Annotated in this window: 30 protein-coding genes; all 30 read left to right on the plus strand. The window is 30.1% G+C overall.

What is annotated here, in order from left to right:
- Positions 1 to 14: 14 nt before the first annotated feature.
- Positions 15 to 395: a TIGR02530 family flagellar biosynthesis protein gene (locus KQI38_RS19605; RefSeq protein WP_216562487.1), complete on the plus strand. Its 381-nt coding sequence runs from the start codon at positions 15 to 17 to the stop codon at positions 393 to 395.
- A 76-nt stretch (positions 396 to 471) separates the two neighbouring features.
- Positions 472 to 1,848 (plus strand): flagellar hook protein FlgE, encoded by a 1,377-nt coding sequence (locus KQI38_RS19610; protein ID WP_216562488.1) that lies wholly within the window; start codon positions 472 to 474, stop codon positions 1,846 to 1,848.
- 5 nt (positions 1,849 to 1,853) lie between these two features.
- Positions 1,854 to 2,117 (plus strand): flagellar FlbD family protein, encoded by a 264-nt coding sequence (locus KQI38_RS19615; RefSeq protein WP_246565933.1) that lies wholly within the window; start codon positions 1,854 to 1,856, stop codon positions 2,115 to 2,117.
- Between the two features lie 3 nt (positions 2,118 to 2,120).
- On the plus strand, positions 2,121 to 2,909 hold the full coding sequence (locus KQI38_RS19620; RefSeq protein WP_216562490.1) for a motility protein A: 789 nt from the start codon (positions 2,121 to 2,123) through the stop codon (positions 2,907 to 2,909).
- Entirely contained in the window at positions 2,909 to 3,625 is a 717-nt protein-coding gene (locus KQI38_RS19625) for an OmpA/MotB family protein (RefSeq protein ID WP_216562492.1), read from the plus strand. Before KQI38_RS19620 ends, KQI38_RS19625 begins: the two co-directional genes overlap by 1 nt.
- 22 nt (positions 3,626 to 3,647) lie before the next feature.
- Positions 3,648 to 4,064 (plus strand): flagellar basal body-associated FliL family protein, encoded by a 417-nt coding sequence (locus tag KQI38_RS19630; RefSeq protein WP_216562494.1) that lies wholly within the window; start codon positions 3,648 to 3,650, stop codon positions 4,062 to 4,064.
- Positions 4,065 to 4,077: 13 nt separating this feature from the next.
- Complete coding sequence (gene fliM / locus KQI38_RS19635) at positions 4,078 to 5,076, plus strand: flagellar motor switch protein FliM (RefSeq protein ID WP_246565934.1); 999 nt, start codon at positions 4,078 to 4,080, stop codon at positions 5,074 to 5,076.
- On the plus strand, positions 5,066 to 6,256 hold the full coding sequence (gene fliY, locus KQI38_RS19640) for a flagellar motor switch phosphatase FliY (protein ID WP_216562496.1): 1,191 nt from the start codon (positions 5,066 to 5,068) through the stop codon (positions 6,254 to 6,256). Before fliM ends, fliY begins: the two co-directional genes overlap by 11 nt.
- Before the next feature lie 24 nt (positions 6,257 to 6,280).
- Positions 6,281 to 6,643 carry a response regulator gene (locus tag KQI38_RS19645; RefSeq protein WP_094900090.1) on the plus strand — a complete coding sequence of 121 codons (363 nt, stop codon included), beginning with the start codon at positions 6,281 to 6,283 and terminating at the stop codon, positions 6,641 to 6,643.
- Between the two features lie 3 nt (positions 6,644 to 6,646).
- Positions 6,647 to 7,153, plus strand: coding sequence for a flagellar biosynthetic protein FliO (locus tag KQI38_RS19650; protein WP_216562498.1), 507 nt, complete (start codon positions 6,647 to 6,649; stop codon positions 7,151 to 7,153).
- A complete protein-coding gene (gene fliP / locus KQI38_RS19655) occupies positions 7,137 to 7,895 on the plus strand; it encodes a flagellar type III secretion system pore protein FliP (RefSeq protein WP_216562500.1) in 759 nt (252 codons plus the stop codon). Before KQI38_RS19650 ends, fliP begins: the two co-directional genes overlap by 17 nt.
- A 10-nt stretch (positions 7,896 to 7,905) precedes the next feature.
- Complete coding sequence (gene fliQ / locus KQI38_RS19660; RefSeq protein WP_094900092.1) at positions 7,906 to 8,175, plus strand: flagellar biosynthesis protein FliQ; 270 nt, start codon at positions 7,906 to 7,908, stop codon at positions 8,173 to 8,175.
- Between the two features lie 11 nt (positions 8,176 to 8,186).
- The gene (gene fliR, locus KQI38_RS19665) at positions 8,187 to 8,954 is read left to right on the plus strand and encodes a flagellar biosynthetic protein FliR (RefSeq protein ID WP_216562502.1); all 768 of its coding nucleotides are present in this window, start codon (positions 8,187 to 8,189) and stop codon (positions 8,952 to 8,954) included.
- Between the two features lie 15 nt (positions 8,955 to 8,969).
- Positions 8,970 to 10,052 (plus strand): flagellar biosynthesis protein FlhB, encoded by a 1,083-nt coding sequence (flhB, locus tag KQI38_RS19670; protein WP_216562505.1) that lies wholly within the window; start codon positions 8,970 to 8,972, stop codon positions 10,050 to 10,052.
- A gap of 11 nt (positions 10,053 to 10,063) precedes the next feature.
- Positions 10,064 to 12,091, plus strand: coding sequence for a flagellar biosynthesis protein FlhA (flhA, locus tag KQI38_RS19675; protein ID WP_216562507.1), 2,028 nt, complete (start codon positions 10,064 to 10,066; stop codon positions 12,089 to 12,091).
- Positions 12,091 to 13,176 carry a flagellar biosynthesis protein FlhF gene (locus tag KQI38_RS19680; RefSeq protein WP_246565935.1) on the plus strand — a complete coding sequence of 362 codons (1,086 nt, stop codon included), beginning with the start codon at positions 12,091 to 12,093 and terminating at the stop codon, positions 13,174 to 13,176. The genes flhA and KQI38_RS19680 overlap by 1 nt, the downstream gene beginning before the upstream one ends.
- Positions 13,169 to 14,062, plus strand: a complete 894-nt coding sequence (locus tag KQI38_RS19685; RefSeq protein WP_216562509.1) for a MinD/ParA family protein — start codon at positions 13,169 to 13,171, stop codon at positions 14,060 to 14,062. The genes KQI38_RS19680 and KQI38_RS19685 overlap by 8 nt, the downstream gene beginning before the upstream one ends.
- Positions 14,063 to 14,728, plus strand: a complete 666-nt coding sequence (locus KQI38_RS19690; RefSeq protein WP_216562511.1) for a flagellar brake protein — start codon at positions 14,063 to 14,065, stop codon at positions 14,726 to 14,728.
- Positions 14,729 to 15,769 (plus strand): protein-glutamate methylesterase/protein-glutamine glutaminase, encoded by a 1,041-nt coding sequence (locus tag KQI38_RS19695; RefSeq protein WP_216562513.1) that lies wholly within the window; start codon positions 14,729 to 14,731, stop codon positions 15,767 to 15,769. It begins immediately after the preceding gene.
- A 2-nt stretch (positions 15,770 to 15,771) separates the two neighbouring features.
- Positions 15,772 to 17,769 carry a chemotaxis protein CheA gene (locus tag KQI38_RS19700; protein ID WP_216562515.1) on the plus strand — a complete coding sequence of 666 codons (1,998 nt, stop codon included), beginning with the start codon at positions 15,772 to 15,774 and terminating at the stop codon, positions 17,767 to 17,769.
- 12 nt (positions 17,770 to 17,781) lie between these two features.
- Positions 17,782 to 18,213: a chemotaxis protein CheW gene (locus KQI38_RS19705; RefSeq protein ID WP_216562517.1), complete on the plus strand. Its 432-nt coding sequence runs from the start codon at positions 17,782 to 17,784 to the stop codon at positions 18,211 to 18,213.
- Positions 18,214 to 18,225: 12 nt separating this feature from the next.
- Entirely contained in the window at positions 18,226 to 18,840 is a 615-nt protein-coding gene (locus KQI38_RS19710; RefSeq protein ID WP_216562519.1) for a chemotaxis protein CheC, read from the plus strand.
- Between the two features lies 1 nt (position 18,841).
- Positions 18,842 to 19,330 carry a chemotaxis protein CheD gene (locus tag KQI38_RS19715; protein WP_216562520.1) on the plus strand — a complete coding sequence of 163 codons (489 nt, stop codon included), beginning with the start codon at positions 18,842 to 18,844 and terminating at the stop codon, positions 19,328 to 19,330.
- Between the two features lie 20 nt (positions 19,331 to 19,350).
- Positions 19,351 to 20,100, plus strand: a complete 750-nt coding sequence (locus KQI38_RS19720) for a sigma-70 family RNA polymerase sigma factor (RefSeq protein WP_216562522.1) — start codon at positions 19,351 to 19,353, stop codon at positions 20,098 to 20,100.
- Between the two features lie 10 nt (positions 20,101 to 20,110).
- Positions 20,111 to 21,496, plus strand: coding sequence for a DUF342 domain-containing protein (locus tag KQI38_RS19725; RefSeq protein WP_216562525.1), 1,386 nt, complete (start codon positions 20,111 to 20,113; stop codon positions 21,494 to 21,496).
- Positions 21,497 to 21,507: 11 nt separating this feature from the next.
- Positions 21,508 to 21,819 (plus strand): hypothetical protein, encoded by a 312-nt coding sequence (locus tag KQI38_RS19730; protein WP_216562527.1) that lies wholly within the window; start codon positions 21,508 to 21,510, stop codon positions 21,817 to 21,819.
- 12 nt (positions 21,820 to 21,831) lie between these two features.
- A complete protein-coding gene (locus KQI38_RS19735) occupies positions 21,832 to 22,275 on the plus strand; it encodes a DUF6115 domain-containing protein (protein ID WP_216562529.1) in 444 nt (147 codons plus the stop codon).
- A gap of 221 nt (positions 22,276 to 22,496) precedes the next feature.
- On the plus strand, positions 22,497 to 23,204 hold the full coding sequence (gene rpsB, locus KQI38_RS19740; protein ID WP_094900107.1) for a 30S ribosomal protein S2: 708 nt from the start codon (positions 22,497 to 22,499) through the stop codon (positions 23,202 to 23,204).
- Between the two features lie 72 nt (positions 23,205 to 23,276).
- Positions 23,277 to 23,924 carry a translation elongation factor Ts gene (gene tsf, locus KQI38_RS19745; RefSeq protein ID WP_216562531.1) on the plus strand — a complete coding sequence of 216 codons (648 nt, stop codon included), beginning with the start codon at positions 23,277 to 23,279 and terminating at the stop codon, positions 23,922 to 23,924.
- A gap of 67 nt (positions 23,925 to 23,991) precedes the next feature.
- A complete protein-coding gene (gene pyrH / locus KQI38_RS19750; RefSeq protein ID WP_216562533.1) occupies positions 23,992 to 24,705 on the plus strand; it encodes a UMP kinase in 714 nt (237 codons plus the stop codon).

Consider the following 24,705-nt stretch of genomic DNA (forward strand, 5'->3'; position numbering starts at 1 on the left):
ATGGAGTTGTTTTTATGAGTAAAATAGATATTAGGCAACTTGAAAACCGGTTGATTAATTCATCAAAATCAATTGAAAAAAAACAATTTAACTCAAATAAAGACTTTGGGCAAATATTAGAAAAAATTCAAAACAAAGATGAAGAAATTAAGTTTTCAAAACACGCAACTGAAAGATTAAACAGTAGGGATGTAAGTTTAAGTTTAGATGAAATGAATAGATTAAAATCAGCATTTCATAAAGCTGAAAATAGAGGAGTAAAAGATGCTTTAATCTTAATGGATGATAAGGCTTTTATAGCTAATGTCCAGAATAAAATAATAATTACGACAGTTAACAAAGAACAATTAAAAGATAATATATTTACGAATATTGACGGAGCAGTAATAATATAGCTGGACCTTATAGGAAGCTACATAGACCGGACTGACAGATGGTCTATAACTGCTCGATAAAATGGAGGAATGAAATATGATGAGGTCAATGTACTCAGCCGTATCAGGCTTGAGAATACATCAAGGTAAGATGGATACAATTGGTAATAACATAGCAAATGTTAATACCGTAGGATTTAAAAAGGGACAAGTTACATTTCAAGAAGTGTTTAGTCAAGTTGTAAGAGGCGCTAGTGCTCCAACTGGTGGCAAGGGTGGTACAAATCCTCAACAAATAGGTATGGGTGCAGCGCTAGGTTCGATTAGTACTATTCATACCAAGGGACCAGGTCAAAGAACAGATAATCCCACCGATCTAATGATAGATGGGGAAGGTTTCTTTGTAGTATCTGATGATGTAAACTTCAACAATAGATATTATACAAGAGCGGGAAACTTTACTTTGGATAGAGATGGTAACTTGGTAACAGCAGATGGATTCAAGGTATTAGGATATGGTGCAGATTCAGATGGAAATATATTAACAGATGTAACTAATATTAGGATTAATAGATCTGCAACGAAAGCGCCTACTGCAACAGAGTTGATTTGCTTTGAAGGTAATTTAAATTCTAATACTGAATTAATTGACCCAGCTGATCCAAATAAAAAGGGACATCTTATAGACACTGAGATAAAAGATTCACTTGGAAATTCCTATAAAATAACCTTTGAATTAAAAAAAGTAACAGAAAGTCAGGCAGATGGTAATGGATGGGAAATGGTAGTTAAGAGAATAACAGATCAAGGTACAAAGAATTATGTGGAATATCCAGATAATGTACTTGATGCTCTTTCTTTGAAATTTAATAGTGATGGAAAGTTGACTACAGTTGGTGATGCTGATGGTGAGATAGCAAACGTGAAGCTGGATTTAAGTGGTATTGCTTTTACACATAATAAAGATGATGTTGAACTTCCTACAGCAGTTACTCCCTCTGGTACATTTAAAGAAATAAAATTATTCGATCCAGATAATGATAGCACTTTTAAGGACTTGACTCAATATGCAAATGAAATGGATGTTAAACCTAAAGCAAAAAATGGTAATACATCTGGTACTCTAGAAGGATTCTTTATAGATGATAAAGGAATAATTACGGGTACATTTACTAATGGTGAAAGAAAAGCATTAGGTCAAATTATGCTTGCTAAGTTTGACAATCCTATGGGACTTCAAAAGTTAGGAAGTAACTTCTTTGGAGATACAAGAAACTCTGGTGAACCACAATTCGGTGGTGCAGGTGTTAGTGGCTTTGGAGCAATAAGCCCAGGAAATCTTGAGATGTCTAATGTAGATATATCTCTTGAGTTTACTGAAATGATAACTACACAAAGGGGATTCCAAGCAAATTCAAGAATTATAACAACTTCAGATGAAATGCTGCAAGAACTAGTTAACATGAAGAGATAATCTAATTGAATAGGGTAGATTTTTTCTACCCTATTCAAAAAAAAGGTGGGATAATTATGATAAAAGTAAAACGATTAAATGACAAAGAATTTGTAGTAAATAGTGAACTTATACTTTACATAGAAGCCACTCCAGACACTGTTATTACACTTACAAATGGTCATAAGATTGTAGTTTCTGACTCTGTTGATGAAATAGTAGATAAAGTAATTAAATATAAGGCAAGGATACATGCATTCGAAAGAAGACATGATGGAAACGAGGTGTAGGGATTGGATATTGCAACAATAGTAGGTTTGCTTTTAGGGATTGGATTTACAGTTTGGGGAATTTTAGAGTCAGGAAGTTTGTGGGATTATTATGATTTTGCTTCAATTGTAATTACACTGGGTGGTACTGTAGCCGCTACTTTTCTGGCATATCCATTGAAAGATATAGTTAAAATAGGAAAAGTTTTTCAAAAAGCATTTTTATATAAAGCTACATCAGCAAATGAGATAATTGAAGATATAATTAAGCTGGCTAATATTGCTAGGAAAGAAGGCTTACTTTCTCTAGAAGAATATGGTTCTAAACTAGATGATGAGTTTTTAAAAAAAGGAATTATGTTGATTGTAGATGGAACTGATCCAGATCTTGTTAGAAATATACTTGAAACTGAGCTTATGTTTTTGGAAGAAAGACATGGACAAGGACAAGGAACTTTAGAGGCTATGGGTTCATTCGCTCCTGCGTTTGGTATGCTAGGTACTCTAATAGGATTGATAAACATGCTTCAAAAGATGGATGATCCAAAAGCAATAGGGCCAAATATGTCTGTAGCATTGATAACTACTTTTTATGGTTCCTTTTTAGCAAATGTTATATTTTTGCCACTAGCTAAAAAACTAAATGTGAGAAGTAAGTCAGAAGTATTAATTAAGGAATTGATGATAGAGGGATTACTATCAATTCAAGCAGGAGAAAATCCTAGAATAATTGAAGAAAAGCTAAAGACTTTTATTCCACCTGAAATGAGAAGTTCTATTAAAAAGGAACAACTTGGGAAGGAGGAAGCATAGTGGCTAGACGAAGGAGACAAGAGGAATCAAGTGGAGGAGCACCTGAATGGCTAACTACTTATAGTGATTTGGTTACATTATTATTGTGTTTCTTTATTCTTCTATATTCTTTTTCTAACGTAGATGCCGAAAAATTTCGAAGTATAATGGCAAGCTTTCAAGGTGGTTCAGGTGTTTTAGATGGAGGAACTACATTAGAGTTCCCAATAGAATCTTTTGAAGATGATTTAGATGAAGAACTTCTTAGCCTTTTGAAAGATCTGGAAGAATATACGGAAACATTAGGATTAGAAGAAAAAATTATTATCAAGCCAGAAGAAAGAGGTTTGGTTGTTAGATTTTTGGAAAATATACTTTTTGATTCTGGAAGTGCAGATATAAAGCAGGAATCTATAGAAATTTTAAAATCTGTTGCGGAAATATTGAATAGAGATGAATTTTCAAAGAGACAAATTAAAGTTGAGGGACATACCGACTCAGACCCAATTCTGAGATCATCTAAGTTTCCCACGAATTGGGAATTGTCATCTGCTAGAGCAACAAATGTATTGAGGTACTTAGTTGAAGTTGAAAATATAGAGGGAAATAGAGTATCTTCTTCTGGGTATAGTTACTATAGATCAATTGCACCAAATGATACACCTGAAAATAAAGCTAAAAATAGAAGAGTAGATATTGTTATATTAAGGGATTCTTATGAAGAATTAGAACCATAGTAAAATAAAATGGGGTGATAATATGTCTAAAAATACAATTTTAATAGTAATTATTGTTTTGTTGTTGTCATTAATCGCTGGTATAGCTGTAGGCATATTTTTCTTTTCAAATAACTCTGGAGAAAAAAAGGTAAAAAAAGTTGAGACTTATTCCATAACATTAGAAGATCTTTATTGTAATATTAAAGATAGTAAGAGAATTTTAAAAATAAAAATTACTTTGGAAACTATTAATGAAGACACTCTTACGACTCTAACTGAAAAACAATTTCTTATTAGGGATGATGTCAATAAAATAATAACTAATCTAACAGAGGAAGAATTGCGAGGAAAAGAAGGACAAATTAACTTACAAAATCAAATAAAAACTAATATGGTAGAATTATTTAACGATGAAAGTATAATTAATGTGTATTTTAATGATTTTATAATTCAGTAGAGGAGGGATTCTATTGTCTGAAGTAATGTCACAATCTGAAATTGATGCCCTTCTCAATGCACTTAGCTCCGGTGAGGTGGATGTTGAGGAAATTCAAGAAGTTGATAACTCTAAGAAAACGAGGAAGTATGATTTTAGAAATCCTCAAAAAATTTCTAAAGATCAATTAAGAACATTAGAAGTTATTCATGAAAATTTTGCAAGACATATGCAAACCTTCTTAACTGGTTATCTTAGAGCACCAGTTAAGATAAATATATTAACTGTAGATCAATTTGCATATAGTGAGTTTAGCAATGCTTTATCTAATCCAGCATTCTTAACTATTATAGATTTCAAACCTCTAGATGGGCAAATATTAATAGATATTTCTACTAATATTATTTATACAGTAATTGATAGACTCTTAGGAGGAGATGGCATTGGAAAGCAGGAAATGAGAAGTTTCACAGAAATTGAGCTATCTCTTTTAAGAACCATGATGCATAAGATAGTGGGTGATATCAAAGAAGCCTGGAGCAACGTCATAGAATTAAAGCCGATATTAGAGAAAATTGAAACTAATCCACAATTTGCCCAAATAGTTCCACCTAATGAAACTATTGCATTAGTAACTATGAGCATAGAAGTTGGATCTATAGAAGGAATGATGAACGTCTGTATTCCATATATATTATTGGAGCCTGTACTGGATAAATTGAATACAAAATTTTGGTTTACGACTTCTACAAAAGAACATTCTAAAGAAGAATTAAAGGCAATTAGAGATAGGATATTGCAAACTAGAATTCCAATGGTTGCAGAATTAGGAACTACCAAAATTGCAGTAAGAGATATATTAAACTTACTTCCTGGTGATGTTATTAAACTAGAAAATAATGAAGATAATAAAATTCCAATTAAAATTGGATCTAATGTGAAATTTAAGGGCGAAATAGGTGTAATTAATAGAAAAATGGCTATAAAGATAGTTGAAGTTCTAAAGGAAGGTGAAATGATAAATGGCAAGTGATATGTTATCTCAAGAAGAAATAGATGCTCTATTGAGAGGTGGAGCAGATGATGAGAATATGGTTGAATTTTATGAGGATGATCATGAAGAATTGTTATCAGATATAGAAATAGATGCTTTAGGGGAAATCGGAAATATTAGTATGGGGACAGCAGCAACAACTTTATCTACCTTATTAAACAGAAAGGTAAACATAACTACTCCTAAAGTAACTATAACGACTGCTGATGAATTAGCAGATGATTATAAATTACCTTTTGTGGCCATAGATGTTAGTTATAAAGCTGGTTTAGAGGGTTCAAATATTTTAATACTTAATACTGATGATACTAAAATAATTACAGATCTTATGATGGGTAAAGATAGTTTTGATACAGGGAGAGAATTAACAGAGCTTGATTTAAGTGCTGTTAGTGAAGCTATGAATCAAATGATGGGGTCTGCTTCAACTTCACTGTCTGAAATGTTTATGAGAAAAATAGATATAGAACCACCTAAATCTATAGAAATAACTTTTGCTGAAGGAAAAAATACAATTGACTTATTAAATTCATCTTTACCTATTATTAAGATATCATTTAAAATGGTCATAGGTGACTTAATTGATAGTAATATAATGCAGCTAATTCCAATCGAATTTGGGAAGTCTATGGTTGAAAAATTAATGGGGTCTTCTCACAATACTAACGAGTTGACAATGGAGGAACAAACCCCTGCTCAGTCAATGAATTATGCTGAAGATCATATCGAAGTTCCAACAAAATCAATAAGTCAAGAGTCATATAATGTTTCTCAAACTCCAGCAAGGGATGTTGCGAGAACTGAGAATATCAATTATAATAATGTTAGCAAGATTAATGAAGAAAAAGTTATAGTTAAAAAACCTGAATTCCAAAGTTTTGATACCTCTTTCAACTTATCTCATAATAATGAGTCTATTGATTTAGTAGGAGATATTCCTGTTGAAATAACAGTAGAACTAGGTAGGACACACAAGAAAATTAGCGAAATATTAGAATTTGGACAGGGAACTGTTGTAGAACTGGACAAGCTGGTTGGAGAATCCTTGAATATTTACGCTAATGGTAAGTATATTGCTAAGGGAGAAGTTGTAGTTATTGATGATAATTTTGGAGTTAGGGTAACAGAGATTGAAAATTCAAATAGAAAAATCATTTAATAGTCAAAACAGGAGGTTTTTTAAATGTCAAATGGAATTTTAGTAGTAGATGATGCATCTTTCATGAGAATGATGATAAAAGATATTTTATCAAAAAATGGTTTCACGATATTAGGAGAAGCTGAAAATGGAGTAAAGGCTATAGAAAAATATAAAGAGTTAAATCCAGACCTAGTTATAATGGATATTACTATGCCTGAAATGGATGGAATTCAAGCAGTAAAGGAGATTAAAAAAATAAATGGTAATGCAAAAATTGTAATGTGTTCTGCGATGGGTCAGCAAGCTATGGTAATAGAAGCAATACAAGCAGGGGCAAAAGACTTTATTGTTAAACCATTCCAAGCTGATAGGGTTGTAGAAGCTGTAAAAAAGGTTTTGAGCTAAAATATGAACAAAATAAAAAGAATCAATTTGTTATTTATATTTATCTTCGTAACTTTATACGGGTTACCGGCTTATGCTGTGGGATATGAGGAAATTAGTCCAACTAAGATAATTTTTCAGTTGATCTTTTATATTGTGATATTTATATTAGTTATATTTCTTACTTTATACGGAACGAAACTTATTGCAAAAAATTTCAAAGGAATTACATCTAGTAAATATATCTCTTTATTAGATGTAATAAATATTCCAGGTGGTGCTAAAATTATCATAGCTAAAATTAATGATAAAATATATATTTTATCGGTAGCTGATAACAACACAAATGTTATTGATACAATTGAAGCGGATAATTTTCCCACTCATGAAGAAAATTTTGATAATTATTTAAGTAAGTATCTAAAGGGAAACAATAATGATCATAAAATAAATAAGAAATTAGAAAACTTATTTGATAAGTTTAATATCAAAAAGGATAAGGAAGACAGAAATGATGAAAAAAAATATTAAAATAATTATTCTTTCTATTGTTTTAGTAATTATATTTACAAACATTGCTTCCGCTGAACCATCTATATCCTTATTTGGAAAAAGTGTTAGTTTAGAAGATAATAATAATCCGCAAAATTATGTATTTTCTCTTCAACTGCTTTTTCTTCTAACAATTCTTACTTTAGCACCATCTTTATTAATAATGATGACTGGTTTTACTAGAATACTTATTGTTTTATCCTTTATAAGGAACGCATTAGGTCTTCAGCAAACTCCTCCTAATCAGGTAATTATTGGATTAGCTTTGTTTTTAACATTTTTCATTATGACACCTATTGCTACAGAAATAAACAATGAAGCTATTCAACCATTTGTTAGAGAGGAAATCACTCAAGACGTAGCAATTGAAAGAGCTATGAAACCAGTTCGTGACTTTATGTTTAAACAGACGAGAGATAAGGATTTGGGACTATTTATGAGTATGAAGGGAACAGATAACGTAAGTAACTTAGATGAAATACCTACTCACGTAATAATTCCTGCTTTTATAATATCTGAATTAAAAACTGCATTTCAAATAGGTTTTATTATATACATTCCTTTTTTAGTTATAGATATGGTAGTTGCGAGTACTTTAATGGCAATGGGAATGATGATGTTACCGCCAGTAATAATATCCTTACCTTTTAAGATATTATTATTTATACTTGTTGATGGATGGAACTTGATTGTAAAATCATTAGTACTTGGATTTAAATAGGGGTGATATTATGAATAATGTAGATATGCTAAAACTTGCTCAAGATGCTATACGAACAGTGCTTTTTGTCTCAGCCCCTATGTTGATAATTAGTTTAGTTGTTGGATTGATTGTTAGTGTAATTCAGGCTGTTACGCAAATACAGGAGGCTACTCTTGCATTTGTACCTAAAATTGTTGCAGTATTCTTATCATTACTTTTATTTGGCCCTTGGATAATAAAACTGGTAACTCAATTTACATCAGAATTACTTACAAATATTAATATGTATATTTATTAAGGGTGGCTACTATGGATGCAGTTATGGAATTAATTTTTAGTAAGTATCAATTATTTTTATTAGTCATGGTAAGAACATCAGGAATTTTTATTTTTTCACCTTTTTTTAGCTCTCAGAACATACCAAATATAATGAAAATAGGATTATCTTTTTCAGTATCTTTATTAATAACATCAACTTTATCAATTTCTCCTGATTTTAGTAATGAGATATTGATATTACTTATATTAAAGGAGTTGATGGTAGGAGTAATTATTGGATTTATATCCTATGCTTTCTTTTCAGCTTTTTATGTAATGGGACAAATTGTTGATATGAAAATTGGATTTGGGATGGCCAATGTAATAGATCCCCAAAACAGAATACAAGTTCCATTGATGGGAAACTTTTATTATATTCTATCATTTCTTTTATTAATGAGCTTTAATGGTCATCATTTAATTATATCGGCTTTGGTAGATAGCTATAAATTTTTACCTATTGGTGGTTTTAAATATACAGGAGATACAATGAATCTCCTTATAAATTCTTTATCTAAATCTTTTGAAATTGGATTTAAGCTAAGTACGCCAATAGTAGCAATAATATTTCTTACTGACGTAGTTTTAGGCATTATATCAAAGACCATTCCTCAAATGAATGTTTTTGTCGTTGGAATGCCTCTCAAGGTACTAATTGGATTATTAATTATTTTAATCAGTATGCCTATTTTTTTTACTGTCATAAATGGTATTTTTGATCTAATAGTTAATGATATATACAAATTTATTAAGACTTAATATAAGGTTGATATTATGATAATAAAAATTAATTTGCAACTATTCTCTGAAAAAACTGAAAAGCCTACCCCTAAGAAAAGAAGAGATGCTCGGGAAGAAGGACAAATACTCCAAAGTAAAGAAGTTAACACAGTTGTAATTCTCTTTAGCTGTTTTTTAGGGTTAAAGTTATTTGGGGGATTTATGAGTGAGCAATTAAAAAAATTTATGGTTGATATTTTTACTGAAATCAGTAATGTAGAAGTTTTTTTAAATCCCAATAACTTAATGATTAATTTTCTAAATATCTCAACGATTTTTATAATAATAAGCTCACCTATTCTAATAGTTGCTTTTTTATCTTCTTTGATTATCAACTATTTTCAAGTAGGTTTTTTATTTACTACTAAGACGTTAAAAATAAAATTTAATAGGCTAAATCCTATTGAAGGTTTTAAAAAGATATTTTCAAAACGTGCTTTAGTAGAACTTGTAAAATCTATTTTGAAGGTTACTCTAGTTGGGTATATTGCTGTAAAATATGCAAATAGTCAAGTGACTAGAGTGATTAAATATTCTAGTATGGAACCTTTTGAGTCATTTATAAACTTTTCCAATTTGATGTATGGTTTTGTTATAAGAATTTTAGGAATTTTATTAGCCTTAGCAATTATGGATTATTTTTTTCAGTGGAGAGAACATGAAAAGAACCTTATGATGAGCAAACAGGAAATAAAAGAAGAATATAAACAAACTGAAGGAGATCCATTCATTAAAGGAAAAATAAAAGAAAAGCAAAGAAAAATAGCCATGAGTAGGATGATGCAAGATATACCAAAAGCAGATGTCATAATCACTAACCCTACTCATTATGCAGTTGCTATAAAATATGATAAAGATAAATTTGATGCTCCTTATATTATTGGGAAAGGAGTAGATATAATAGCTGAAAATATAAAAAAAGTAGCCAAGGAAAATATGATTCCAATAATAGAAAATAAGCCATTGGCTAGAGCTATATATGATTCAATTGAAATTGGTGATATTATCACAGAAGATTTATATGAAGCAGTTGCTGAAGTATTGGCATATGTTTATAGTTTAAAAGACGAATTCTAGGAGGATAGAAAATGAAGTTAGGAGATATATTGGTAGCTTTAGCTGTAATTGGAATAATACTTATAATAATAATACCCATAAATACAGGTGTCTTAGATTTTTTACTAAGTTTAAATATTTCTCTATCCTTATTAATTCTATTATTATCTATGTACGCCGAAGATGCTTTACAGATAACTATTTTTCCATCTTTATTATTACTTACTACATTATTTAGACTTGCCCTTAATATTTCAACTACAAGGGGTATTCTTTTAGAGGCAGATGCTGGTAAGGTTATAGAAGCTTTTGGAAACTTTGTAATTGGGGGAAATTATGTTGTTGGATTTATAATATTCTTCATTATTGTTATTATAAATTTCCTAGTAATCACTAAAGGTGCTGAGCGTGTTTCAGAAGTAGCTGCTAGATTTACTTTAGATGCAATGCCTGGTAAACAAATGGCTATAGATGCTGATTTAAACTCTGGTCTAATTACTGAAGAAGAGGCGAAGAAAAGAAGGAAAGATGTGCAAAAATATGCTGATTTTTACGGCGCTATGGATGGAGCCAGTAAGTTTGTAAAAGGAGATGCTATTGCAGGTATTATTATTACAATTATAAACATTGGTGCAGGCTTTCTTATTGGGATTATTGGAAAAGGTATGCCTTTGAGTCAAGCACTTCAGAGATATACATTATTAACAGTTGGAGATGGATTAGTAGGGCAAATTCCTGCATTACTTATTTCAACTGCTACAGGTTTAGTAGTTACTAGGGCAGCTTCTGAATCTAATCTTGGACAAGATTTAATTAAACAGTTATTCTCTAATAATCCAATTATTTTATATATAATTGGTGGAGTTATGATTATACTTGGAGTATTTACTCCTTTGCCGAACTTCGCCAATATCTTGTTGGGAATTATATTTATTATTGCTGGATTAAAAACAAAGAGTGCTGTTAAGGAAGAAATAAGTGAGCATATAGATGAAATTACAGAGGCAGATGAATTAAGGAAACCAGAAAATGTATTAAACTTATTGAAAGTTGATGATATTGAACTTGAATTTGGATATGGTCTTATACCATTAGCAGATATTGATCAAGGCGGAGACTTATTAGATAGGATTATAATGATTAGACGCCAAATTGCTATGGAATTGGGATTAGTAGTTCCAATAGTTAGATTAAGGGATAATATTCAATTGAATCCAAATGAGTATATAATCAAGATAAAAGGAGTTAAAGTTTCAAAGGGAGAAGTTTATTTTGATCACTATTTAGCAATGGATCCAGGAATTGGAGAAGGTAATATAGAAGGTATAGACACTATAGAGCCTGCTTTTGGTTTGCCTGCTAAATGGATTACAGAAAAGGAAAGAGAAAAGGCAGAGATATTTGGATATACTGTAGTCGATCCGCCGTCTGTAATAGCTACTCATTTGACAGAAGTAATAAAAGAAAAGGCTTATGAACTAATTGGGAGACAGGATGTAAAAACTTTAATTGAGAATGTAAGGGAAGAATTTCCTGCTGTTGTTGAGGAAGTTGTACCTAAAGTGTTATCTCTTGGTGAAGTACAAAAAGTTTTATCTAATTTACTTAGAGAGCAAATTAGTATAAGAGATATGGTTACTATACTAGAAACATTAGCGGATTATGGAAACATTACTAGCGATACTGATTTACTTACAGAGTATGTTAGGCAAAAAATGTCTGGGTATATTACTAATAAATATGTTGAAAATAATAATCTAAGTGTAGTAACATTGGATAATCAGGTAGAGGAGCTTATTATGAACTCAATTAATAAAACAGAAACTGGTTCATATCTATCAATAGAACCTAATAAGGCACAGACAATTTTAAATAATACTTTTAAAACTATACAAAAACTTACTTCTATTGGTGAACAACCCATAGTGCTTACAGCACCAATTGTTAGACTGTATTTTAAGAAATTAACTGAGCAAATGACTCGAGACGTGGTAGTCATATCATATAATGAACTAGAATCCTCCGTAGAAGTTCAATCAGTTGGGGTGGTAGGTATATAATGAAAATTAAGAAATATGTTGGTCAAACAGCCCATGAGGCTATGTTAAAATTAAAAATGGAATTAGGGCCTGATGCAGTTGTATTAAACACAAAAACTATTAGGCCTAAGGGCTTATTTAAATATTTTAAGAAACCTTTAGTTGAGATTACGGCAGCATTTGAAGATAAAGATCTATTAAATAAAAATACTATTAGTAAATATGAAAACAAACTAAATAGTATCAATGAAGAGCTAGTTGAGTTGAGAAATCTTGTAATGAATATTTCTGTAAATAAGAATGAAGATGAATTTTTTTCACCTATCTTAAAAAAGTTTTATAACACAATAGTAAATAATGGTGTAGATCCTGAGATCGCAATTGAATTATTTAAAAAAATGAATAGTAAGATAAACTTAGAAGAAAAAGACAATGATACTATCGAGAGAATAGTAAGATTTAATTTAGCTGAAGGCTTAGGAAGTCCTGGATCTATTATAGTAAATGAAGATCAAAAAGTTGTTTTCTTTATTGGACCAACAGGTGTAGGTAAAACAACTACTCTAGCTAAAATAGCTGCAAATTTTGTTCTAAAGAACAAATATGACATTGGTTTAATTACCTCAGATACATATAGGATTGCTGCAGTAGAGCAATTAAAAATTTATAGTGATATTTTGCAATTGCCATTAGAAATAGCTTATAATAAAGAAGAGATGATTAAGGCAATTGATCATTTTCGAAATAAAGATATTATTTTAGTAGATACTGCTGGAAGAAATCATAACGACTTAGGACAAGTAGAAGAGTTAAAAGATATGCTGAATACGGTTAAAAAAAAGGAAGTATTTTTATTAGTTAGTGCAACTACTGACTATAAGGTATTGGAATCAGTAATAGATAAATATAATTTTTTAGATGACTACAAATTAATTATTACTAAAATTGATGAAGCTGAAAACTACGGGAATATTTTAAATATTAAACATATTGCGAATAAAGAGCTTTCATATTTTACGACAGGTCAGAATGTTCCAGACGACATTCAAATCATTGATGTTGAAAATATTGTTAAAAAACTCATTGAGGAGAATAACAATGATTGATCAGGCAGAAAAACTAAGAAAAATTATGCAATCAAGAGATATAAGAAACGAAAGAGAATCACTAATTGAAAATAAAGCAAAGGTTATTGCTATATCTAGTGGTAAAGGTGGGGTGGGTAAGACCAATTTCGCTATAAATTTTTCTATATCTCTTAGAAGATTAGGTTATGAGGTCGTAGTGATTGATGCTGACATTGGATTAAGTAATATTGAAATACTAGCTGGTCTCAATGTTAACAATACCATATCAGATATAATATTTTCAGATAAAAATATATTTGAAATAATGACTGATGGTCCAGAAGGTATTAAGATTATTTCTGGCGGTTCTGGATTGAAAGAGCTGAAATTACTTAAAGATGATAATTTTCCAAAGTTAATTCAAGAAATAGAAAAGTTACAAACGGCTACAGATTATATTATAATTGATACAGGAGCTGGAATTTCTAATTCTGTGACTGATTTTATTATGACTTCTAATGAGCTAATTGTTATTTGCACTCCAGATCCAACTTCACTTATGGACTCTTATACACTGATAAAATCAATAATTTATTCTGGATTTACAGGCAAAATAAATGTTGTTTGTAATTTAGTTAATAATAGAAATGAGGGCAAGGAAATTTTTAGTAAATTAAGTAATGCAGCAAATAACTTTCTAAGAGTTCAAATTAATTATTTAGGGTATATAGAAAAAAATGACCTAGTCAATTTTGCCGTAAGAAATCAAATACCGTTTATAATTTCACATCCAAATAGTCCCATTTCTAAGAGAATAAATATAATGGCTATGGGGTTTTTAGGTAATGAATCTTTAAAAACTGAAAGCGATAAGACAAGCTTTGCCAAAAGAATATTAGATGTTTTTTTCAAGAGAGGTGATTAAGTGAGTTTCACATTTGATTCTTTAAATATAGGTGCGAAGATTGAAATTATAAAAATAAATGATAAAGAAGAAATCTCATATCCATCACAGGTTTTAGATATAATTAAACCTAAAGAATTAATAATTAGCGGTCCAATTAAGCAAAATAATTTAGTTTTTATACACAAGGATGAGCATATAAGAGTTTCATATAATGTTGAAAATAAAGGAAATTATTATTTTACTGCTAAGGTTTTATCTAGAAATTATTCTTCTATATATACTTTACACATAAAAAAAATATCTGAAATTAATAAAATTCAATTAAGAAACCATTATAGGCTTTTAACTACGTTAAGTGTATATAAAGAATATTTAACAGTTGAAGGCGATAATATTGAAACACTAATTGAAACCTGTGATACTAAAGATATTTCAGGCGGCGGAATGAAACTTTATTGTAATTACGAAAATAAAGTAGGAGACGAGATAATTTGTTCATTTAAAATAGGTGATCATTTAATAAAATCTAAAGCCTTAGTTGTAAGAACAGAAGAAATCAATAGTTTTAATTATAAATTTAGTATTGGGGTTTCATTTTTAGAGATGAGAGAAGAGGATAGAGAAGTAATCATAAAATATATTTTTGAAAAACAAAGAATCTTAAGATTAAAAGGGCTGATATAGATGATAAAAGTTTTAATAGTAGATGATTCTGCTTTAATTAGAAAAATATTAACAGACATACTTAGCTCAGATACTGAGATATCTGTTGTAGGTACTGCTAGAAATGGACAAGAGGCCTTAGATAAGATAGAAATTTTAAAACCCGATATAGTAACTTTAGATATTGAGATGCCTTTAATGGATGGCTTAACAACTTTAAGACATATTGTATCTAAGTATAAACTACCTGTTATAATGATTAGTTCTCTAACTTCTGAAGGGGCAGAGCTTACATTAAAAGCATTGGATGAAGGTGCAGTTGATTTTTTACCTAAACCTACAAATATTTTTAGTTTAAGCCAAGCAGATATAAAAAGAGAAATTGTAGAAAAAATCAAAGCTGGCGCAAAGTCAAAATTTTATATTAAGGAAACTGTTAAAAAAACAAATACAGTAAAAGTGGATAGGTTAAATATAACTTATGCAGGGTTTCAAAATATTATAGCTATCGGGACTTCAACAGGTGGGCCAAGAGCTTTACAATCTTTGATTTCAGAGTTACCTAGTGATATTAATGCTTCTATCCTCATAGTACAACATATGCCACCTAAATTTACTAAGTCTTTAGCTGATAGATTAAATTCCATTTCTAATATTAAAATTAAAGAAGCTGAAGATGGAGATGTATTATCAAGAGGATGTGGTTATATCGCACCAGGAGATTATCACATGACAGTGGTTAAAGAGTCTAATGACCTTGTAATAAGATTAAATCAAGATCCGCAGGTTATGGGGTTAAGACCAACTGTTGATAAGATGATGGAATCAGTGGCTAAAATCAGTGGATACTCAAAAATAGGTGTTATTTTGACAGGTATGGGATCTGATGGAACAAACGGGATAATAAAAATGAGACAATCTGGTAGCTATACTATAGCCCAAGATGAAGCAACCTCAGTTGTATATGGTATGCCTAAGTCGGCTATCGCTACAAATTGTATAGATATAATATTGCCTCTAGACAAAATTGCAAATAAAATAATAAATAAAGTGGGGGTGTAGTCATGGATTTAGATATTAGTCAATATATAAATATATTTGTTGAAGAAGCAAAAGAACACTTACAAAATATGAATGATGTTTTATTAGAATTAGAAAAGAATCCTTCTCACTTGGGACATATAAATGAGATTTTTAGGGTAGCTCATACAATTAAAGGTATGTCTGGGACTATGGGATTTCATAATATGGCTAATTTAACTCATGAGATGGAAAATGTTTTGCAAGCTGCAAGAAATAATGATATAGAGCTTTCAGAAAATATAATTGATATTTTATTTGAATGCTTTGATGCGTTAGATTCTTCAGTAAGTCATATTATAGATTTCGGAACAGAAGAAGATGACAATAACCAGATAATAATAAATAAATTAACAAATCTATTAAATGAAGAAAAAAATGGAAAACATGAAAATATCCCTGTTGATGACTTGAAGATTGATAATTTTGTTTTAGAAGCCATAAATAAAGCGAAAAAAGAAGGTTTGAATATATACAGAATAGATTTTGTTTTAAGTGAATCATGTATGTTAAAATCTGCAAGAGCTTTTATTATATTTAATACTTTAGAAACCTTTGGAGAAATTATTTATTCTAATCCGTCTGTTGAAGATATTGAAGATGAGAAATTTGATTTGAAGTTTTCTGTTCTTTTAGTAAGCGATAATGATAAATCAATTATATTAAGTGAATTAAATCAGATATCGGAAATAGAAAACATTACTTTAACAGATTCTGAGGATAATAATTCTAATAAGATAATTGAGTCAAAAGAATCTGAAGTACCTACTGATTCAAATATTGTAATGGATGAAGTTAATGTTAAAAGTGAGAAGACAACTCAAACTCACTCTGGTAAAGTTGGAAAGACTGTTAGAGTTGATATCGACCGATTAGATAATCTAATGAACCTAGTCAGTGAACTAATAATAATCAAGACTAGGATGGATGATTTAAGTGAAAAGACAACTGGCGAAAATATGACAGAAGCTATTGAATATTTAGAACGAATAACCACTAATTTACACGATGCGGTTATGAAAGTTAGAATGGTGCCGATAGAAAGAGTTTTTAATAGATTCCCAAGGTTAGTGAGAGATTTATCTAAAGAACTAGGAAAAGAAATAGATTTACAAATGAGTGGAGAAGAAACTGAAGTAGATAGAACAGTTATTGATGAAATTGGCGATCCTTTAATTCATATGATTAGAAATTCAATAGATCATGGGATTGAGTTACCAGCAGATAGAATTAAGATTGGGAAGCCTGAAGTGGGAACCGTTGTACTTAAGTCCTATCCAGATGGAAACAATGTAGTAATCGAGGTAGAAGACGATGGAAGAGGCATGGATCATAATTTAATTAAGAAAAAAGCAGTTGAAAAAGGAATATTAGATGAAAGAGAAGCTGAAAATTTATCAATAGAGGATAGTATTAATTTACTATTTGAACCTGGATTTAGTACAGCCGAGACCATCTCAGATGTTTCAGGCAGAGGAGTTGGACTTGATGTTGTTAAATCTAAAATCGAATCAATAAATGGAAATATAGAAATTGAGAGTGTAAAGGATAAGGGTACTAAGTTTATAATTAGAATTCCATTGACATTGGCTATAATTCAGGCATTACTAATAAAATTAAATGATGAAATATACGCGATTCCTTTGAGTTCTATTACGGAAATTATTAATATTTCTAATGATCAAATAAGAGATGTGCAAGGACAAGAGATTGTATTATATAGAGGTATGACTTTACCAATTATAAGATTAAAAGACATACTAGGCATAGATGATAATAGAGAGAGTGAAGATTTAGTAGTTGTCGTAGTAAAAAAGGGAGATAAACAGGCAGGTTTAATTGTAGATAACCTAATAGGTCAGCAAGAAATTGTTATTAAAGGATTAGGAAAATATTTAGGAGGAGTAAAATATTTATCTGGTGCTACAATCCTTGGTAATGGTAATATTTCATTAATTCTAGACATTAATTCACTAATATAAGGGGGAATCAACATGTCTGAGGTAATAGACAATAAATATGTAGTATTTAAACTAGACAAAGAATATTATGGAATTCCTATTAACAAAGTGATTTCTATAGAGAAAATGCAAGAAACAACAAGAATACCTAATGGTCCTATACATGTTAAAGGAGTTATTAATTTAAGGGGTGAGGTTATTTGTCTAATTGATTTAAGGTTAAAACTTGATATGGAACCTAAAGAAATAGATAATAACTCTCGGATAATAATTGTTTCAAATGATGAGATAGTAGCAGGTTTAATTGTAGATTCATCTTCTGAGGTAATGGAAATAGCCAGAGAAAACATTGATAATCCACCTACTTCTTCTGAAAATGAAAATTTATCTTATATACAAGGAATCGGTAAGGTTAAGGATAGATTGATAATATTACTTGAATTATCAAAAGTCCTTGAGTATTAGAGGTGCAATGATATGACAATCAATGTTGATAATTTAAATAATTTTATGATAGATGTACTTAAAGAATTAGGAAATATTGGTGCTGGGAATGCAGCTACTGCTCTAGCAAATATGATATCTAAGAAAATCGATATGAAGGTTCCTAATGTTCGTATAATGGAATTTAGAGACGTAGCTGAGATATTAGGAGGAGAAGAAAACCTAGTAATTGGAATTTACTTTGAATTAATGGAAGATATCGTTGGTAATATGATGTTTGCCTTAGATATAAATTCTGCTATAAATTTGACTAATATGTTATATAATCGTGAAAAAGAAGATAAGGAACTTGATGAAATGGATATATCTGCATTATCTGAGGTAGGAAATATTATCGCTTCTTCATATGCAAATTCACTATCCTCACTTACTGGATTAAAAATGTATATATCTGTTCCATCAATTTCAATTGATATGGCAGGTGCTATCCTTAGTGTGCCAGCTATACAATATGGACATGTATCAGATCATGCTTTGATGATAGAAACAATTTTCGAAGAAGAACAGAATCTTGTTGCTGGAAATTTATTTTTCCTTCCAGACTTATCTTCTTTCGATAAAATATTATTAGCGTTAGGGGTAAAATAGGATGAATGTTAAAACTATAAAAGTTGGAATGGCCGATCTCAACGCAACAAAATCACCTAACTTTTTAACTACTTTAGGCTTAGGATCTTGTGTAGGGATCACATTATATGATAGAGTCAATAAAATTGCTGGCTTAGCTCATATTATGTTACCTTCTAGTAAAGAAATAAAAAACAATGAAAATAAAGCAAAGTTTGCAGATACTGGAATTGAAGAGTTAGTAGAAGTCATGATAAAGATAGGTGGAGATAGAAATAATTTTGTGGCTAAAATAGCCGGAGGCTCCCAAATGTTTAACTTTAATTCTAGCAATGATATTTTAAAAATTGGTGAAAGAAATGTAATTGCTACTAAAACAAAGCTTAAGGAGTTAAATATAAAAATTATTTCTGAAGATACTGGAGGAAATTTCGGTAGAACAATAATATTAAATGCTAATGATGGTTTATTACAAGTCAGGACTATTGGCCATGGAGAAAAAACAATATAATTTCCATGGGGGGAAATCAAATGAATATTGAGAACTTATGGATAAAATATACTGATACTAAAGATAAAGAATTAAAAAAAGAATTAATAGAATATTATATAGGTTTAGTTAAAATTGTTGCAGGAAGAATGTATAATTTTTATGGAAGCAAAATTGAATATGATGATTTATTAGGGTATGGTGTACTAGGTTTAATAGACAGTATTGATAAATTTGACATAACCAAAAATATTAAATTTGAAACTTATGCTCAAATAAGAATAAAAGGAGCTATAATTGATAATATTAGAAAATTAGATTGGATACCTAGGTCATTGCGAAAAAAGTCGAAGGATGTTCAAAACTCCATATCTTTTCTCGAAAACAAACTTGGAAGAAGCCCCAAAAATGAAGAAATTGCAAAACACTTAAAAATTTCACTAAGTGAGTTAGAAATATTATTATCTGATATATCAACTTTTAATATTTCTTCATTAGAAGAAGTCCTGTTAACAAAAGGGGATTATTCTTCTGAAATTCAACAAGATATAGGAACACCAGAAGATATTTATGAAGGAAAAGAAATAAAGGAGATTTTATCAACTTCAATTGATGCCTTAAATAAAAATGAAAGACTAGTAATTTCCTTATATTATTATGAAGAATTAACTTATAAAGAAATAGGACATGTTATGGAACTATCAGAATCCAGAATTTCACAAATACATAGCAAAGCTATTTTAAAAATTAAAATTTTTTTGGAAAAAGAAGGAATAGTTAAAGGATCTTAGGGGGTGGAGTATGTATAATATCGGTAATGACATAGTACTTGAAATTAGTAGAGATGGGTTATATGGCTATATTACTATATTAAAATATGAAAGTGAAGATCAAGATTATATTCAGATTGATAATAAGGATTTATTAAATGAGATAAAAAAACATATAAAATATGGCTTAAAAGAAAGTCTATTACAGAATCTTTTAGATAATAGAATCACTGGAGAGAAGTTTTGCATAGCTGAAGGGAAAGTACCAATACCAGGAAAGGATGGAAGTATCAAATATCATTTTGATATGGAAAAACCTTTATTACCTAAATTAAATGATGATGGAACAGTGGACTATAGAGAACTAGATTCTATTAATACAGTTAATAAAGAAGATGTCTTAGCTGAGATTATACCTCCAACCGATGGAGAAGAAGGAAAAAAAGTTAATGGAGATACAATACCATATGCTAAAGGCAGAGTGCCAAAATTTAAATATGGAAAAAATGTTAAAGTATCGTTAGATGGTATATTTTTGATTTCAGAACGTAACGGATTAGTTGAATTAAAGAATGGTAAGGTAAGTGTTTCTGAAGTACTGTCAGTGGAAAATATTGATAATAGTACAGGTAATATAAATTTTGATGGAAATGTAATTGTGAATAAAGACATTCTCAATGGTTTTACCTTAAGGACAGGAGGTTCTGTTGAAGTAAAGGGTGCAGTAGAGGGAGGACTAATTGAGTCTAATGGAGATGTTTTAATACGACAAGGAATTCAAGGATACAATAGATTAACAATTAATACTACGGGAAACTTGTCTACTAAGTTTATTGAAAATTCTGTTGTCAATGCCGGATCTAATATAACAGCAGAAGCTATTATGCATAGTAATGTGTCTTCTAAGTCTAACATTCTTGTTCTTGGAAAAAAAGGATTAATTGTTGGTGGTGTTTGTAAAGCTAAGTATGAAATCAGAGCTAGAATCATTGGTTCTACAATGGCAACGACAACAGTATTGGAAGTAGGTATTGATCCAGATGTCAAGCAAAGACATGATGAATTAGACGAAAAATTTAAAACATCTAAAGAGAATCTTGAAAAAATAGATCAGTCTTTAAAAGTATTGGAGGTATTAAAGAGATCAAATAAACTTGATATAAGGAAAGAAGAGTTATACAATGAACTCAGCAAGGCCCAATTAACATTAAGTTTAGAAATTAGTAAAGTAGAAAGAGAATTAATTGAAGTAAAAAATCAAATGAATACTTTATCTAGGGGACAGATAAAAGTTGCTGATACTATTTATCCCGGTGTTAAAATTATTATAGGAAATAGTTTTTTGTATATAAGAGATGAAATGAAAAGATGCACATTCTATAAAGAAGATGGAGATATAAGGATTGGACCATATTAAGAGGTGATAATATGTCTATTAAACCTATTGATTATAATGTTATGCTTCCCAAAACTCAAGAAGTATCAAGTACAAAGTATATAGAAAATATTAAAAACAAAAATATTGTAGAAAGTGGATTTATTCAACAGGAAAAAATCATAAACAAAAACAAGAAAAAAGTCATGGATACAGATAAGGGTAACAAATCGAGAATTGTTGATGATAATAGATCAAATAAACAAGGATATTCACGGAAAAAGGACAATAAAAAATCTGAAAAATCTACTAATAAGAAAATAAATACTAAAAATATAGGAAATAATATCGATATACGTATATAATAGAGGTGTAAGATGATAACTATCATTTTAAATATAATTGGATTAATTTTAATTATTTATTCAATTTATATTATAAGAAAGGATTTGACAAATCATAATACTGCAGTTAATGATTTAAATCAAATTGAAGAAAGAGTAAAGGAATATTATAATCTTACTGAGGAAATAATTGAAGAATTTGATGAAATAATTGATTCTAAATTAGAAATGATAAATAAAAAAAATGAGAAAATACATAATGAACAATTAAATTCTATCATTAGTAGTGATAATAATCTTTTAAGTAATAACAGTTCAAATATGGTTAGCATAAACTCAAGCTCCATCCATAAAAATGTCGTTGAGTTAAAAAAAATTGGATTAACAAACGAAGAGATTGCAAAAAAATTGAATAAAGGTATTAGGGAAGTCGAAATCATACTAAAAATGTACGAAAATATAAAAAGCTTACATTGAATCATTAACACGTGAAGAAATTTTTTATAAAATCAAATTAGGTCAAATTTATATTAGGATTATAAAAAATAGACAATTTTATGTAAAAATCATTGCTTTAAGAATTATGGTATGTTATACTACTATAGTGATTACACACATTCCTTGATATTTGAGGCAGTGCCTGATGGTTCCTCTAATATATGAAAGGGATGGAGGAAAAAAACTTGGAGGTGAATAGTATGTCAGTAATTACAATGAAAGGTTTATTAGAAGCAGGAGTTCATTTTGGACATCAGACTAGAAGATGGAATCCAAAAATGGCACAGTACATTTTTACTGAAAGAAATGGAATCTACATTATTGACTTACAAAAAACAGTTAAGAAGGTAGAAGAGGCTTATGATTTTATTAAGGAAGCTATTGCAGATGGAGGCGAAGTTTTATTTGTAGGTACAAAGAAACAAGCTCAAGAAGCTATTGAGAGCGAAGCCAAAAGATGTAATATGCATTTTGTAAATCAAAGATGGCTTGGTGGTATGTTAACAAACTATAAAACTATCAGAAATAGGGTTGACAGACTTCATGAATTAGCTAAAATGGAAGAAGAAGGTATTTTTGAACTTTTACCTAAAAAAGAAGTTATCAAATTAAGACATGAAGCAGAAAGACTAGAAAAATTCCTTGGTGGAATTAAAAATATGAATAGAATACCAGATGTTCTATTTGTTGTAGATCCAAGAAAAGAAAGAATTGCAGTAAAAGAAGCTCAAATTCTTGGAATTCCTGTTGTTGCTATAGTGGATACTAACTGTGATCCAGACGAAGTTAATTATGTTATCCCTGGTAACGATGATGCTATAAGAGCTGTTAAGCTACTAACTGAAACTATGGCTAATGCAGTTTTAGAAGGAAAGCAAGGGGAACAAATAGAAAATATAGAAGAGTAAATAAAAGGGTAAGGGTTTAAAAGGGATGGTCCCTTCTACTCTTACCATTTTTAACAATATAGGAGGGATAGAATGAATATAAGTGCTTCAACAGTAAAAGATTTGAGAGAGAGAACAGGCGCTGGAATGATGGATTGTAAAAATGCTTTAGTAGAAACAAATGGAGATATAGAAAAAGCTATCGACCTATTAAGAGAAAAAGGATTATCAAAAGCTGCAAAAAAATCAGGAAGAATCGCAGCTGAAGGCCTAGTAGAGGCATATATCCATAGTGGTAGAATAGGTGTTTTAGTAGAAGTTAACTCTGAAACAGATTTCGTTGCTAAGACTGAGGAATTTAAACAATTTGTTAAGGATATAGCTATGCAAATTGCTGCTTCAAATCCTAAATATGTATCAAGAGAAGAAGTGTCTGAAGAAGAAATAGCTAGAGAAAGAGAAGTACTTACTCAACAAGCGATTAATGAAGGTAAACCAGAGCATGTAGCTGCTAAAATGGTTGAAGGTAGATTAGAAAAATTCTTTGAGCAAATATGTTTACTAGACCAAAACTTCATAAAGGATCCAGATGTTAAGATTAGAGATTTGCTAAATGAGAAAATCGCTAAAATAGGTGAGAATCTAAAGATTAGAAGATTTGCAAGATTTGAAGTAGGCGAAGGAATTGAAAAGAAAGAAGAAAACTTTGCTGATGAGGTTGCAAAGCAAATTAATATGTAATTAAATGGAGAACATATATTTGTTCTCCATTTAAATAACACTATACTTGACATTAGGAGTGAATTAGATGGACCCAATATTTAAGAGAGTCGTCTTAAAGATAAGTGGTGAAGCCCTCTCCGGTCCTAAGGGTGCTGGAATTGATATAGATACTATTAATCAAATATCTATGGAAGTCAAAGAATTACACAACTTGGGTGTACAAGTATCTATTGTAGTAGGTGGAGGAAATTTTTGGCGTGGAAGATCCACTAAAGAAATGGATAGAACCACATCTGACTATATAGGAATGCTTGGAACAGTAATGAATGCACTTGCATTACAAGACTCCCTAGAACAATTAGGTGTAGACACAAGAGTACAATCTGCAATAGAGATGAGGCAGATAGCTGAGCCTTACATAAGAAGAAAAGCTGTTAGACATTTAGAAAAGGGGAGAGTAGTAATATTCGCTGCGGGAACAGGTAACCCCTATTTTTCAACTGATACTACGGCTGCTCTTAGGGCTGCTGAAATAGAAGCAGATGTAATATTGCTAGCTAAAAAAGGTGTAGATGGAGTTTATGACTCAGATCCAAATGTGAATTGCAATGCAAAGAAGTTTGATACATTGAAATATATTGATATTTTAAACTTAGGGCTTGGTATAATGGATTCAACTGCAACTTCATTATGTATGGATAATAAGATTCCCCTAATTGTATTTGGCATTGATGAACCAAATAATATTATTAATGTTGTTTTAGGTAAAAAAATTGGAACACATGTAAAGGAGGATTAA

Source organism: Tissierella carlieri (genome assembly GCF_018917285.1).
Classification (GTDB): Bacteria; Bacillota; Clostridia; order Tissierellales; family Tissierellaceae; genus Tissierella; species Tissierella carlieri.